Here is a 13,809-nt window from a genome sequence, read left to right as displayed (position 1 = left end):
CGGGCAGGGTGAATGATGAAAATCCAATGTATATCGTCGCATCTGATTGTATCCTAAGAGAAGGGAACCTTGAACGGTAACCCATCATCCGCGCAACGCGAGTAAGGAGAACGTTATGGAAAATCATCAAGAGAAACGCCTGCGCGAAGGCTATGAACGCCTGCTGGAGCGGTTGCAGGAAGGCGCTAATGAACTTACCTGGGAGGCGTTGCAAAAGGATCTGGATGACGCCGTCGAGTTCGAAAGCGAGCTGGAAGAGTATTCCCGCGACGAATTGGCGCTGTTACGTGCCTGGGTTGAGCGAGATCTGCGCGATATGCGGTACTTTCTCGCTGATACCGGCAAGCAGGTAGCGCAATGGCTGGACATCGACATTGATGCGCTCTCGCGTCGTGTGGTGGAATCGCTCTTATCGATTGCCGACCGCAGCGTGGTTGACCGTGAGCGTTTTGAAGATGATCTGGAAGCCGCACGCGCCGACTACTGCGAAGGCGAAATGGCGGCACCTGGCAAAATGGCCTGCGTGCATTGCGATGCCCAGGTAACCCTGGCGGAAGTTGCACGCCTGGAACCTTGTCATCAGTGTGGCCATCGCTATTTCTACCGTCTATCGCAAGCGTCCTAGACTTTTAACCAGACGCCTAACAGGCTGGTCACAACCACCACGCCGTTGCTCAATGCAGCGGCGTGAACCAGGCTGTTCTTCGTCATATAGACGCCAACAGTCGCTATTTTGCCTGAAAGCAACCCGGCAATGACAGAAAGTGTTGGTGCAGCAATCATGCCTTAAGGCTTTTAATAATCTTGATGGGACTTGTGTTAAAAACACGTAAAGGAACTTGGAATGTTAAAATTCAAAAAACTGTTGGTGCCGTTAATCCTGGTTGTTGGTGCCTTCTTTCTGCAGGATGGTGCTCTTGACAGTTTTAATCAGTCATCTTCATCCGAGTCTTCGTCTACTTCTACTTCTACTTCCCTATCCCAGCAAGAGCAGAATCTTCACCAGACTCTGACGCTGATACAACAGGGTGGTCCGTACCCTTATAGTCGGGATGGAATCACGTTTGAAAACCGCGAGGGTCGACTACCGCAAAAGCCTCGCGGGTATTATCGTGAATTTACGGTGGATACACCGGGACTGAATCACCGTGGACCCAGGCGAGTGGTGACGGGTGGAAACCCGCCAGAAATTTACTATTACACAGAGGATCATTATGGGTCCTTCACAAGGATTACACCGCCATGAGTGATCTGCTCGTTTCGGGTGTTTATTCAGTTGATCAGATGAAATCTATCCAGCCCGATATCACGATACAGCTGGATGATCAGGGCGAGGTTAGCAAAGACTCAGTGTTAGCTGCATTAGCAACGGCCTTTGGTTTTCCCGATTACTTTGGCCATAACTGGGATGCCGCGTTCGACTGCTTGTGCGATGCCATGGATACCCATGATCAACTGGATGTGCTATTCAGGAGCTTATCCAGTGCGACACTTGATCAAGCGTCGCTTGCTGAACTTTTAAAAATTCTGAAAGACGTGATTGACCAACAACCGAAGGAAAAAACGCTGCGGTTTTTCCTGGCGGGCATTCCCCTTCAAACGGATGGCATTAGCCGTCTAGACGTTTAACCAAATGCCCAGCAGGCTGATCATTACTACTGCGCCGCTGCCCAGAACAGCGGCGTAGAGCAGATTGTTTTTCATCATATGATAGCCGCTGACGCCATAGCGCCCCTGTAAAGACAGGTTAATGCCTGACAGCGGGCCGACGCTGGTGCCTACCGCCCAGGCAGATAAGGCCACAAACGCAAACAGCGTCTGCTCATGGCCTTCAAGCGGCAGCATGGACGCCAGCACCGACACACCGATGATCGGGTGCAACCCCAGCAGGGCACTTAAGGTAATCGCCACAAAACTGACCACCCCTTCAGCAATGCCAAATTCCGCAAACAGCGACCAGCTGTCTTCCGTGGCAGCACTCAATAACGTCGATAGCCCGAGTGTCAGTAAGCCCGCCGCCAGGAACAGCGAAATTTCGCCACGCATTGCTGGTAAGCGGTTAAGCGTATGCTGTTTTACTCGACGGCGCGTCCATTTCAGGCCTTCGGGCAGGTTGCTGATAATGGCTACGGTTGGCAACAGAAAGGTAATAATGCTGACAATGGAAAGTGTCGGGCTGATCACAAAGTGAAACAGCATCACCAAGGCGGCCATGCCCAATGGCATTAGCAGGCTGCGCGGAGAGAGCGAAAACCCAACGGTTTCACTCAGATCAAAACGCTGTTTGAGTTCCAGTGTCGTGAATAAGCCTGCCAGCATGGCCAGCGGAAAACCGACGATGGCAATGGTCAGGTAGTCCATCTGCGGCACCAGCGCCATCACCACCCCCATGGACGCAAAAAACGGCGACCACAAAGCCGCGCTGGAAAGCCCACGGTTCAAGGCCAGCAGTTGTGGGGTGCTCAAGGGTTGATGGCGAGCCAGGCGGTCGCCTACCATAAATACCGTCGACAGGTTGAGAATAGTGCCCAGAAAATGCACGCCCAGCCAGGTACGCAGAATGCCGCCTGCGCCCGTCACCGACTGGCCAGGCACTCCCTTTCGCCCTTGCTGTTTGCCAATCAGGGAAATAAAGCTGACACCCACCAGCATCGCCACCACAAAGGTGTTACCGGTCAGTATGCTCGCCCAATCAATGGTGGCACCGTAATAAAACCTGGCCACCAGCAGCATCGCAAAACCGATCATTATCAACGCCGCCGCCTGAAGGCGCGAGCGGCGGGGAATATCCCGCCACAGCAGCACCACGGCCACCCACAGCAGATAGCTCACCGCCAGGCCCGTTGACACCCAGCCGGTAAAGCCCGCTATCTGTAACAAAAGCCCGAGCAGTATCAGCACGCCCGCCAACCGCTGCCTAATCGTTGTTTCTTGCATCTGGAACCCTTACTGGTGAGTTAGCAGGCTAATATTCTTTGCCACGCTTTTCCAGTGCTTAACAGGCAAACAGAAGGGCGGTGACGCAAATGATCAAAGGGTAATACAGGTTTTGCAAAGCCAAAGGGAACTGAGTAAGGTCAAAAAAAGCATTGCCGAAAAAATAACAGCAAAGCCCACCACACCAACAGTCTCAAGCGGCGCGTAATAACGCAGCCACGTTGTGCTGGGCGGTAGCGTGCCTTCAGGGTGCTTAGGCAACAGGGAACACCATGATTGAAATCGAACGCCCACAGGAGTTGACTCGATTACGCCGTCTTGCCTTGTCTTCTCAAGGTCTGCTGCAGGCTCAGCCCTTTGGGCGTGGTTTTGCGGGGGCACGGAAGGCGGTTAACCATCTTGGTTATGTGCAGGTTGATAGCATCTCGGTTGTGGAGCGGGCGCATCATCATGTTCTTTACGCAAGGGTTCCGAACTTCACCCCAGCGATGACCAATAAACTGTTGGTTGAGGGGGATGTATTCGAGTATTGGGCGCATGCGGCCGCATTTCTGCCAATCAGCGATTTTCGTTTTTCATTGCCTTACAAGCACGCCATTAAAAGCGGTCAGACGCATTGGTATCGAAACCCGGACAAAAAACTGATGGGCGAGTTGTTGGCGCGTATTCGCCTGGATGGCCCGATACGTTCTCGCGATATTGCCACCAAAAAGACCCAACGTGGCGGCTGGTGGAATTGGAAGCCGGCAAAAAAGGCGTTAGAGCAGTTGTATATGCAGGGTGACCTGATGGTCAGTGACCGCACAGGCTTTCAGAAAACCTATGATCTAACCGAGCGAGTGCTGCCAGCGCATGTCGATACCACCATGCCCAGCATGGAAGCGTTGGCTGGCTACCTTCTGGATCAACAATTACGCAGCCAGGGCGTTGTGTCTCTCAAGGGAATTACCTATCAGCGGCGCAATGCTGAGCTACGCAAGGCGGTTAATATATTGGTCAACGAGCGCTTGGCGCAGGGCGATTTAGAGCAGGTAAAACTCAACCGTGGGGATGTCTTTCTTATTGAAGCTGGAGCGCTTGAACGCCCGATGCCACGGTTAAGTAACCGTATGCAGATTCTTTCTCCGTTTGATAACAGCGTTATTCAGCGCGAACGGCTCAACGCTATTTTTCACTATGATTATCAAATTGAATGCTACGTGCCAGCGGCCAAGCGTCAATACGGTTATTTCAGTCTGCCGCTTCTCTACCGTGATGCGTTTGTGGGTCGGATGGACTGCAAGGCGCATAGAAAGGAGCGGTTGCTGGAAATTAAATCGCTGTATCTTGAACGACATGGCTTTGACGAAGAGCCTCTGATGATGGCTTTTGTGGAGGCGGTTCAGTCGTTCTGCCAGTTTCAGGAATGTGATCAGGTGCGTTTGACAGAGGTGTACTCCAAATCTCTGGAGCATCGTTTGCGCAGCGTGCTGAAATAGACAGCTTTTATCGGTAAGGGGAGAGCATCATGATTCGCGTCGTTTATTGCTGGAGAGTCCAGGAGCCTGATTTCGCTAGTTTTCAGCAGGTATGGGAGCGGACAACGAACAGCATCCATGAAACGGTACCCGGCGCGCTGGGAAGTTTCATGTTGCGTAGCCCAGAAGATAAAACCGAAGTGATTACTGTGGCAAAATGGGACTCAATAGAAAGCTGGGAAGCCTTTTGGGGCGCTGAAAACCCATCGGAAATGGCGAATATGTGCAAGATAGGCGAGCGAATTTCTGCCACGGTATACGATGAAATAGGTGACTACACGCGTTGATGTGTCGTCAAACCGTTATCAGTCCCTTAAAATTTAACGGATAATTCTGGTGCCCCGAGCAACATTGCCAGGCAATGAAGGTCATAAAGTTTACTTTTTATAAGCGTAATCTCAATCAATCTATTATTGCTTGATGCTGTCGATGCATTGCGCATGAAACCTGAGGTCATCGATCTTATTTAAACACCGGCCCCTATAAAGGATGGACTCTATGCGCGATGACGAGAAATACACCAATAACGAAGAGCAGATGCTGTATCTGCAGAAGCTGATCGATACGTCAGACGGCGCAGGTCTTAACGATCACTTCACGGATCTGGATGTGCTGGATACGGCGCGGACGCTGGAATCTTTTCCGGCCAAAACGCGCGATCTGCTGTGGGAATTTGTTCCTGAAGATTTAATCGGTGAGGTGCTGGCGGAGGTTGATGAAGACATCCGCGCGGACTACATCGAGGATTTATCCGCCAGCGATGTTGAACAGATTATCAGAGGGCTGGACGCTCAGGAAGTGGCTGAAGTCCTGGGTGTTGCTGACGAATCGATCAAAAACAGCGTTTACGCCAGCCTGGATGACGATATTCGTGCTCAGGTGGAGAATCTTCACGCCTATGAGGATGACGTAGTCGGGCGTTACATGGACCCCGAGACGGTTAACGTCAAGCAAGGCGTTTCGTTAGAAGCGGTGCAGCGTTACATCCGTATCCACCATTTGCTGGACGACGAGTCGCAGCAGATCATGGTCACCGATAAGGATAAGCACTTACTCGGCACCTTGACCCTGATCGATTTGATCAAGCAACCCCAGGAAGCGGTGGTTGATGAGTATATGTATGAACCCTTCATGCTCAATGACCAGATGAAGGTAAATGAAGCCGCGTCGATATTACGTTCAAAGGAAATCCCTTTTGTGCCGGTGTGCGACAGCAATGGCTTATTGGTAGGTCAGTTGAACACGGCGGATGTTCTGGAAATTACCCAGGACGATGCTGATATGACGTTAAAGCATATGTCGGGTGTCAGCGATGAAGAAGAAGTTTTCACGCCCATTATGCGCAGTGCAAGAAGCCGGGGAGTCTGGCTGGGTATTAACCTGCTGACGGCGTTTTTAGCAGCGGCGGTGATTGGGCAGTTTGAGGCCGTGCTGGACCAGATTGTGGCGTTGGCGATTCTGATGCCTGTGGTGGCCAGCATGGGGGGGATTGCCGGAAGCCAGACGCTCACCGTGGTAATTCGCGGCCTGGCGCTGGGTCAGCTGGCCGGTAACAATAAGCGATGGCTATACAATAAGGAAATGTGGGTGGGGGCGCTCAATGGTTTTGTCTGGGCATTGGTGGTAGGCCTGATTTCACATATCTGGTTTGGTGACCCGATGATCACGCTGGTGATAACGCTGGCGATCTTTGTCAACATGAGCATTGCTAACCTGGCGGGCGTGCTGATTCCTCTGGTGTTGAAACAGCTGAAAATTGACCCGGCATTATCCGGGGCGGTGATTTTAACCACCGTGACGGATGTCGTGGGCTTCCTGTCTTTCCTGGGGTTAGCGACCCTGATTATTCTCTGATAACTGCTGAATGCGTGGCCAGCGCCTGAACGGCGCTGGTCATAGCAAGCATGCGAATTTTAGATATGCAGCCAATATTCGCTTTGCTCTCAAGGTAATCAATGGGTAGAGTGAAATTTCAAGCAACATAGTCTCAATAAACGCACCGTCAGGTTTATTGAGGTTATGCTAACGGGTTTATAATCACTTTTAGTTGAACTCAAGAATTGGGAATCTATGGCTGAACACTTATCTCACCAACATGCAGTAAATTCGATTCGGCTCATCTATGAGAATCAGGGATTTCAGTTGGCTGATGCTGTACCTGGAAATCAGGTTGAGAATGAACTTGGGATTGATGTAAGAGGTGCTCCATTCGCAGCTTTATATGCTTTTGTGGACGAATATATAATTCTGCTGAGGTGCCAGAGTATGTATTTTCTTTCGGTTGATCATAAAAATAGTCCTACAGCAATGACGTTTTATAGGCTCAGCATTCGTCAATTACGCACGTTGACGTCAATTCGAACTTTGTGTAGCTATGGACTGGATGCAAATGCTAGACTTCAGCTTCGACTGCTCTATGAGACAGCTCAACTTTGGGCGCGCTTCAGAATCGATTCAGATGTTCTATGTGACTACACGGCTTGTACCAATCCCGAATCTGCAAACAAGTTCTGGCATAAATACTTATCGAAAGAAAAGACAGAACGTTACCTAAGAAATCAGGTTCAAGAAGGGAGAGTTAGTTGGATTGGAGGCATGGAGGATCAAATAAACGATTTAAAGCAGAAACTAAGCCTTGTCGCCCATCCAACGTTCATAGCGGACTACCATGAAACCCTCGCGGACTGGAATGACAGTCTAGAAACGGGTGTAATAATAAAGCCTTTGACGTCCTCGTATTTCACTTTATCAAAGGCAATATTTGTTACCGCTATGCCTTTTACCATTTCTCCTGACCCTCCTTATAATTTTGATACCATATCGCTACGTAAAGATGATGCAGGTTGGAATCCAATTCCGCATCCAACGGAGTCATGGGAGGAGTATAACAAGCAGCTTAGAAATATGCTGCCATCCCTTTTCTTAATGGCGTTCCGGTTTTTTGAGGAGTTTGATAAAATTAGTAAGGCTGAATGTGGACATTAAAACCAATAATCGGCTGCACCGCGACCATTTTTACGCCGCTTCGAGGCTCCAAGTCGACGCGTGAGCAGGGCGCTATATGCTTAGAGGAAATTAAAAAATGAGTCTAATTGGCAAGCATCAACTTCGTGAAGTTAATGGAATTAGTGGCTCTCAGACTGAAGCTATTAAAAGTTTTTTACAAGGTGCGGTCTATTGTTGGTGTAAAAATCGAAGTCAAGAAGACTGGTTCTCACTAAGCGAGTTAATGGGCGGAGAAAATTTTTACTGGCAAGGAACGCCATTAATATTTCTCTATCTTAAGCATGAAGAAAATGGTTGCGAAAGTCCAGTAAATCAAGCAGGTGTTGACGCTGGTTGGTTGCTTAAGTCAGTCATTGCTAATGACCTTAGGTGCTTTGAAACGAAGAAAGAATTCCGAAAGAGAATGTACCGTTGGTGTGGTGAAGAACGCACATAACAAATTCTTCAAGATGGATTGGCAACGCTCGGACGTTTGAGTTTGATTTGGATTACAGTGTAATAATAGAGTGTCATGATAGCGTTAAGGCTGTAGCAAAACGCCTTTGATGCCTAGTTTTTGGTTGGATCGAAGAAGCAGACATGAAGTCGTCAGCATGCCGCGTTTCAAGCCTTACAACCACGATCAGAACGCTATAATAGTGATCAACTACTAAGACGCTTCAGCCAGGCTCTTTTGAACACGAAATGCACTGTCTGATCGAGCGCAAGCTGGACTTGTCGGTTTTTCCACCCGAAGTAACGCAACGATGCGACCGGTCAGCTGGCCTATGATCCGGCTATCTTGTTGAAGATCATTCTGTTTGCTTACTCAAAAGGCATCATCTCCAGCCGTGAAATGCAGTGGTGCTGTGAGACCAATATCATTTTCAAAGCGCTTTCCTGCGATACCGTTCCCCACTTCACCACACTGGCAAGCTTCGTCAGTCGCCATGCTGATGAGACTGAAGTTTCAGGCAAATCCTCTGTAGAAGCTTTTGTGTTGAGGAAAAAAAATGCCTATGAATCCTTGTGTCTGCTAAATTAGTGCCTGTAGATAAACAGGATCTACGAGCACTTATATCAACGATAGCGACAGGAGATGATTTATGGCTGAGTGGCGTAAGGTGGCGAAAGGCTTTGCCCTGGGTGACGGGCACGTTAGCACTAAAGAAGTGGACTTGTTGCGCGAGCTCGTCCTAAAAGATGATCACGTAAGCCAAAGCGAACTGGATTTCCTGAAAGAAATCAAAGCTGAGGCGAAAACGTCAGTTCAGGTGCTGGATGACTTGATCGCTGACTGTGAAGAGATGGTTAACGGCAAATAAAGGTCGTTAAGCATCATAGGCGCAGCTAAGCTGCTTGCTTGCTGCGCCTATCGGTATTGCGACAAATGGCATCATCGCCAGAGATAGTGCCCTCAGTTCTGCATCGGGATATCGTCCTTCCAGCGGAAGCCGACGCCACCGGCTTTCCAGATGCCATCGTCATTAAACGGGTGTGGCCTGCCGATATTGATGTGTTGAGGCAGGCCAAAGTGCGGCGCCAGGTTCTGCTTTGCCTTGACGGTGACACGATCCATGATCCTCAACCCTTGCTCTTCAGCCGACATATGCGCTTCAGGCGCTGCCCGATGTGCCAGGGCCCAGTTATCAATGTACAGCAGATCACCGGTATCATATTGATAACGTATGCCAAAACCTTTCTCGAACGACGCATTCAAAAGATCGTTGTAATCATTGAACAGTTGCTTCAGTTCATCTGCGTTGAGCAAACGCATCTCTTCGACCGTCGCCGGTTGCTTTTGCAGTTCATCAATTGGCATGTCATTTTCAGGAAGCCGTTCAATGACTGCGCCGGTCATACCCAGGTGCAGCCAGACGCTCTTGCGTCCGGAAATCGGGTGGGTATGAACGACAGGGTGGCTGACGCCTGATGCGGAATTAACCGACACAAGGCGTTCCCAGAAGGCCTGTTTGTCTTCCGGAAGGGCATCAAAAGCGGCCCCTTGATGGGCGAAATGCGTACCACCGCCATGTTCCGGCGCGCGCGCCATGTAGTAGGCGGAATGAGAGAAAATCGCGGCTTCGAAACTGCCATCGTTATGCCACTGAGGGCCAACGCCCAGGATGCCGTAGCGGTCATCATTGGAGCAGCGGAAAATATCCCGGTTCATGTCCGGTGTGGCAGGGTGTACGCCGTGAGTGGAATGAATTTCCCCGGCTCCCCACCATTTGCTGGCGTTAACCAGTTCCTCTGCTGAGAGATCTGTCTGGTGTTTAAAAACCACAAACCCACGGTTGGCCATTTCCATTTCCAGCGCTTTAATCACCGGCTCTGGAAGTTTTGAGCGAACATCGGCGCCATAGATCTCAACGCCCAAAGGCTCCAGCTGTTTGACGGTTAGGCCATGTTGCTCAAGAAGCGCCATGCGGTCAGGGTCTACTGGGGGGATAGTGGGTGGCGTATGACGTAATTTATCGGCTGCGTTACCCATGGTGTGATTACCTCAATGGGTGAATTTCTTCCAGACTAACGCAGTGTATAACAGTGACAAGCCCCCTCGACCCAAAGGCTGGGTTATCCGTTGCGACTAATCGGTGTCGAGTCAAGGGTTTATGGGGTAAATTCGGCATGGAAACAATCTTTTCAGATCAGGAATATCATCATGCTGTCATCAGAAAATGTGCTCAGCCTTTTACGCCAGGTCACCTCGCTGAGCTTCACCGCGCAAAGTGAAGCCAATACCGGCTGGCAGGGTGTCGGCAATGGAAACGTCGTGGTGGATGAACCCACATCAAAAACCGTGGTGTTTCATGAAGCCGGTACCTGGCAACCCAGTGCCCAGCATCAGGGGGAATTTGATTTCAGTAACGTCTTCCGTTGGACGGCGGTCGGTGAGCATTTGCGCCTTGAACACCTGCGTTTTGGTGTCGATAACCCTGTGTTGTTGTTTGATATGGCGCGCCAAGAGGACGGCATCTGGCGGGAAGTCAGCCCGCACGAGTGTGGCGCAGACCGCTACGCGGCAACGCTTGAGGTGACAAAGGGCAAGGCGGAAAACGTGCGCATTGACGTCGCCTGGTCGATCATCGGGCCACGCAAGCAGGAAACCATTGAATATTGCTATCAGACAGGCACTTGAGACAGCCACTCGTCAGAGTCGATTTTTTTCAAGTGCTTCAATCATCATTCGCGCGGCATTGGAAAGGGTGCGATGGGTATGGGTCAGATACCCCAGCGGACGATGAATAGGGGCTGTCGCCACTTGGAGTTCGACCAGATCGTCATCCAGCATTTTTTCCGGTAGCAGGCTCCAGCCCAATCCGACGCTACACATCATCTTGAGCGTTTCCATGTAATTGGTCGACATGTTGACGGATACCGCAAGCCCCGCCTGGGCAAAGCGTTCTTCCAACAGGATGCGGGTGAATGTCTGGGCGCCAGGCAGAACGCACGGATACGCGCATAAGGTGCTAAGCGGCAGTGGCTGAGTCTTATCGCTGGCTTTGTGTGCCAGCGGGTGATCATGAGCGCAGACAAAGCACATGCGGTCGCGCCAGCGCTCGACTACCGCCAATGGCTCGATGGGATGGGGTGCCAGCGTGACCACCGCCAGCTCGTGGCTGCCTTCGAGAACGCCCTGGTAGGCCAGTTCAGAATCGACAAAGCGCAGGTCCAGATCGACATCCGGGTGTTGCTGGGTATAAGCCTTGAGAATCGGCGGCAAACGGTGCAGGCCGATATGGTGGCTGGTCGCCATGGTCAGTCGTCCGCCCACCTGGCCGGAAAGGTTGGCCAGCGCCCGGCGGCTATCTTCGACGCTTTGCAGAATATGGCGTGCCTGGGGCAGCAGCAGATGGCCCGCTTCGGTCAGTGCAATCCGCCGCCCGATGCGGTCAAACAACCGCGCATTGAGCTGCTGTTCCAGCATGGCAATACGTTTGCTTACCGCCGGTTGGGTCAGAAATAGCTGGTCTGCGGCTTTTGAGAAACTTTGGCTATCCGCGACAGCCAGAAAGGCTTGTAGATGTTGAGTGTCCATTGGTATTCCTTTATGGAATCCAATCCATAAATAACATGAATTGATTTTATCTGCGAGCCGCGTAACACTAATACCATCATTCTGTTGCCCATTCTGAAGGTGGCAGGTTTAATGCTTTTATTCTAATAAATCGTATCCAGTCAAAAGACCGCGAAATGATAGGGCCGAGGCCCGGGAGAACACATGTCAGCTAAAACGCTTTACGACAAGCTGTGGGATCAGCACCTGGTCAAGCAGCGCGATGATGGCACGGCGTTGATTTATATCGACCGCCATATGCTCCACGAAGTGACCTCGCCTCAGGCGTTTGAAGGCTTGCGCCTGGCCAACCGCAAACCCTGGCGTCTGGATGCCAATCTGGCGACGGCCGATCACAACGTGCCGACCACCTTGATCGAACGTGCCGAAGGTAATAAAGGCATTAAAGACCCGATTTCGTTGATCCAGGTGCAAACCCTGGATGATAACTGCCTTGAGTACGGTATTACCGAATTTGGTATTAACGACCCGCGTCAGGGCATCGTTCACGTGATCGGGCCGGAGCAGGGCGCAACACTGCCGGGTATGACAGTCGTCTGTGGCGACTCTCACACCGCGACCCACGGTGCCTTCGGCGCGTTGGCTCATGGTATCGGCACCTCGGAAGTTGAGCACGTGCTGGCGACCCAGTGCCTGCTGACCCAGAAAATGAAAAACATGCAGGTTCGTGTAGAAGGCGAACTGGGGCTGGGCGTGACGGCCAAGGACGTTGTGCTGGCGATTATCGGAAAAATTGGTACCGCTGGCGGCACGGGCTATGCGATTGAATTTGCTGGCAGTGCAATTGAGTCCCTGTCGATGGAAGGTCGCATGACCGTCTGTAATATGGCGATTGAAGCAGGCGCCCGCGTAGGCATGATCGCCGTGGACGACACTACCATTGAGTACATTGGTAATCGCCCCTATTCGCCGACGGCGGAGCAATGGGAAGCAGCCGTTGCTGACTGGCGCAACCTGGTCTCCGACCCTGAGGCTGAGTTCGATAAAGTGGTGACGCTGAACGCCGCCGAGATTGAGCCGCAGGTCAGCTGGGGCACCAGTCCTGAAATGGTCACTGGTATTTCCGGTCAGGTGCCTGACCCTGATGCCGCGCTGGACGAAACCGTCAAACGTAGCCACGTACGTGCGCTGGAATATATGGGCTTGCAGCCTAACCAGAAGATTACTGACATCCGCCTGGACAAGATTTTTATCGGCTCCTGCACTAACTCGCGGATCGAAGACCTCCGGGAAGCGGCCAAGGTTGCCAAAGGTAAGAAAGTCGCAGAGAGCATTCAGTTGGCGATGGTGGTGCCGGGGTCTGGCCTGGTCAAGCGTCAGGCAGAAGAAGAAGGCCTGGATAAGATATTCACCGAGGCGGGATTCGAATGGCGCGAGCCGGGCTGCTCCATGTGTCTGGCCATGAACGCCGACAAACTCGGGGCGGGCGAGCATTGTGCGTCGACCTCCAACCGTAATTTCGAAGGGCGCCAGGGCTACGGTGGCCGGACGCATCTGGTGAGCCCGGCGATGGCCGCCGCAGCCGCGATTGCCGGTCATTTTGTCGATGTACGCAGCCTGCCTGCTAACGATGCCAACCATGCCCAGGAGGCCTGAACCATGAAAAAGTTTGAACGTTTTGAAGGCGTGGTGGCACCGCTGGACCGCGCCAATGTTGATACCGATTTGATTATTCCCAAGCAGTTTCTCAAATCCATCAAGCGGACCGGGTTTGGCGTTAATCTGTTTGATGAGCTGCGCTATCTGGACGAAGGTCAGCCGGGGCAGGATTGCTCGAACCGCCCGCTAAACCCTGACTTTGTATTGAACCAGCCGCGTTATCAAAACGCCGAGGTACTGCTGACCCGGCGTAATTTCGGCTGCGGCAGCTCCCGCGAGCACGCGCCATGGGCGCTGGAAGATTTCGGTTTCAAGGTGGTGGTTGCACCGAGCTTTGCTGATATCTTCTACAACAATGCCTTCAAAAATGGCTTGTTACTGGTTCGTCTGGAAGAAGATGAGATCGAGCGTCTGTTTCAGGAAGTTGAAAAGCGCGAAGGCTACGCATTGGATGTGGACCTGAAAAACCAGCGGATTATTACACCACGCGGCGAGATCCTTGAGTTTGAAGTGGATGAGTTCCGTAAACATTGCCTGCTCGAAGGTCTGGATGATATTGGCATTACCCTGAAAGATGATGCAGTCATCCGTCAGTTTGAACAGCAGCACCGCGAACAGCGCCCTTGGCTGTTTCGCTAAGCGGTTTGTTGACTTCCTGGCTGAACAACGCGGTTCAGCCTGTTTCATGAT

At 51.5% G+C, this 13,809-nt stretch carries 16 protein-coding genes and 1 pseudogene; 13 read left to right on the top strand and 4 right to left on the bottom strand.

Annotation, left to right across the window (positions count from 1 at the left end; translation table 11 throughout):
- The first annotated feature begins 115 nt into the window (after nt 1-115).
- A complete protein-coding gene (locus ACU6TU_RS09180; protein ID WP_447141138.1) occupies nt 116-625 on the top strand; it encodes a zinc ribbon-containing protein in 510 nt (169 codons plus the stop codon).
- Here the strand turns inward: ACU6TU_RS09180 and ACU6TU_RS09175 are convergent.
- On the bottom strand, nt 622-783 hold the full coding sequence (locus ACU6TU_RS09175) for a hypothetical protein (protein WP_447141137.1): 162 nt from the start codon (nt 781-783) through the stop codon (nt 622-624). The two genes, ACU6TU_RS09180 and ACU6TU_RS09175, sit on opposite strands and share 4 nt — an antisense overlap.
- A 61-nt stretch (nt 784-844) precedes the next feature.
- Between ACU6TU_RS09175 and ACU6TU_RS09170 the strand changes: the two genes are divergently transcribed.
- Together ACU6TU_RS09170 and ACU6TU_RS09165 are read left to right on the top strand one after the other, a co-directional pair.
- Nucleotides 845-1,246, top strand: coding sequence for a ribonuclease domain-containing protein (locus ACU6TU_RS09170; RefSeq protein ID WP_447141136.1), 402 nt, complete (start codon nt 845-847; stop codon nt 1,244-1,246).
- Nucleotides 1,243-1,629 (top strand): barstar family protein, encoded by a 387-nt coding sequence (locus tag ACU6TU_RS09165; protein ID WP_447141135.1) that lies wholly within the window; start codon nt 1,243-1,245, stop codon nt 1,627-1,629. The genes ACU6TU_RS09170 and ACU6TU_RS09165 overlap by 4 nt, the downstream gene beginning before the upstream one ends.
- Here the strand turns inward: ACU6TU_RS09165 and ACU6TU_RS09160 are convergent.
- Complete coding sequence (locus tag ACU6TU_RS09160) at nt 1,618-2,937, bottom strand: hypothetical protein (RefSeq protein WP_447141134.1); 1,320 nt, start codon at nt 2,935-2,937, stop codon at nt 1,618-1,620. The genes ACU6TU_RS09165 and ACU6TU_RS09160 overlap by 12 nt on opposite strands.
- 272 nt (nt 2,938-3,209) lie before the next feature.
- Between ACU6TU_RS09160 and ACU6TU_RS09155 the strand changes: the two genes are divergently transcribed.
- From ACU6TU_RS09155 to ACU6TU_RS09125, 7 genes and pseudogenes are all read left to right on the top strand, one after another.
- Entirely contained in the window at nt 3,210-4,415 is a 1,206-nt protein-coding gene (locus ACU6TU_RS09155; RefSeq protein WP_447141133.1) for a winged helix-turn-helix domain-containing protein, read from the top strand.
- 29 nt (nt 4,416-4,444) lie between these two features.
- The gene (locus ACU6TU_RS09150) at nt 4,445-4,741 is read left to right on the top strand and encodes an antibiotic biosynthesis monooxygenase family protein (RefSeq protein ID WP_447141132.1); all 297 of its coding nucleotides are present in this window, start codon (nt 4,445-4,447) and stop codon (nt 4,739-4,741) included.
- 211 nt (nt 4,742-4,952) lie between these two features.
- Nucleotides 4,953-6,308 (top strand): magnesium transporter, encoded by a 1,356-nt coding sequence (gene mgtE, locus ACU6TU_RS09145; RefSeq protein WP_447141131.1) that lies wholly within the window; start codon nt 4,953-4,955, stop codon nt 6,306-6,308.
- A 216-nt stretch (nt 6,309-6,524) separates the two neighbouring features.
- Nucleotides 6,525-7,439, top strand: a complete 915-nt coding sequence (locus tag ACU6TU_RS09140; protein WP_447141130.1) for a hypothetical protein — start codon at nt 6,525-6,527, stop codon at nt 7,437-7,439.
- A gap of 97 nt (nt 7,440-7,536) precedes the next feature.
- On the top strand, nt 7,537-7,896 hold the full coding sequence (locus ACU6TU_RS09135; RefSeq protein WP_447141129.1) for a hypothetical protein: 360 nt from the start codon (nt 7,537-7,539) through the stop codon (nt 7,894-7,896).
- A gap of 157 nt (nt 7,897-8,053) precedes the next feature.
- Nucleotides 8,054-8,406, top strand: a pseudogene (locus ACU6TU_RS09130) (transposase); the annotation flags it as partial.
- 139 nt (nt 8,407-8,545) lie between these two features.
- A complete protein-coding gene (locus ACU6TU_RS09125) occupies nt 8,546-8,764 on the top strand; it encodes a hypothetical protein (protein ID WP_447141128.1) in 219 nt (72 codons plus the stop codon).
- Nucleotides 8,765-8,856: 92 nt separating this feature from the next.
- Here ACU6TU_RS09125 and ACU6TU_RS09120 read toward each other — a convergent pair whose 3' ends face one another.
- Nucleotides 8,857-9,933 (bottom strand): TauD/TfdA dioxygenase family protein, encoded by a 1,077-nt coding sequence (locus tag ACU6TU_RS09120; protein ID WP_447141127.1) that lies wholly within the window; start codon nt 9,931-9,933, stop codon nt 8,857-8,859.
- A gap of 171 nt (nt 9,934-10,104) precedes the next feature.
- On the opposite strand from ACU6TU_RS09120, the gene ACU6TU_RS09115 reads away from it, so the two are divergent.
- On the top strand, nt 10,105-10,581 hold the full coding sequence (locus ACU6TU_RS09115; RefSeq protein ID WP_447141126.1) for a DUF6314 family protein: 477 nt from the start codon (nt 10,105-10,107) through the stop codon (nt 10,579-10,581).
- 12 nt (nt 10,582-10,593) lie between these two features.
- On the opposite strand, the gene ACU6TU_RS09110 is transcribed toward ACU6TU_RS09115, so the two are convergent.
- Nucleotides 10,594-11,481, bottom strand: a complete 888-nt coding sequence (locus ACU6TU_RS09110) for a LysR family transcriptional regulator (protein WP_447141125.1) — start codon at nt 11,479-11,481, stop codon at nt 10,594-10,596.
- Nucleotides 11,482-11,664: 183 nt separating this feature from the next.
- Here ACU6TU_RS09110 and leuC point away from each other — a divergent pair, with 183 nt between their 5' ends.
- Together leuC and leuD are read left to right on the top strand one after the other, a co-directional pair.
- Nucleotides 11,665-13,116, top strand: coding sequence for a 3-isopropylmalate dehydratase large subunit (leuC, locus tag ACU6TU_RS09105; protein WP_447141124.1), 1,452 nt, complete (start codon nt 11,665-11,667; stop codon nt 13,114-13,116).
- Between the two features lie 3 nt (nt 13,117-13,119).
- A complete protein-coding gene (leuD, locus tag ACU6TU_RS09100) occupies nt 13,120-13,758 on the top strand; it encodes a 3-isopropylmalate dehydratase small subunit (protein WP_447141123.1) in 639 nt (212 codons plus the stop codon).
- Nucleotides 13,759-13,809 lie beyond the last annotated feature (51 nt).

This window comes from Halomonas sp. LS-001 (assembly GCF_052983955.1).
Note: the sequence above shows the minus strand (reverse complement) of the source record. Positions and strands in the feature narration are given on the sequence as shown.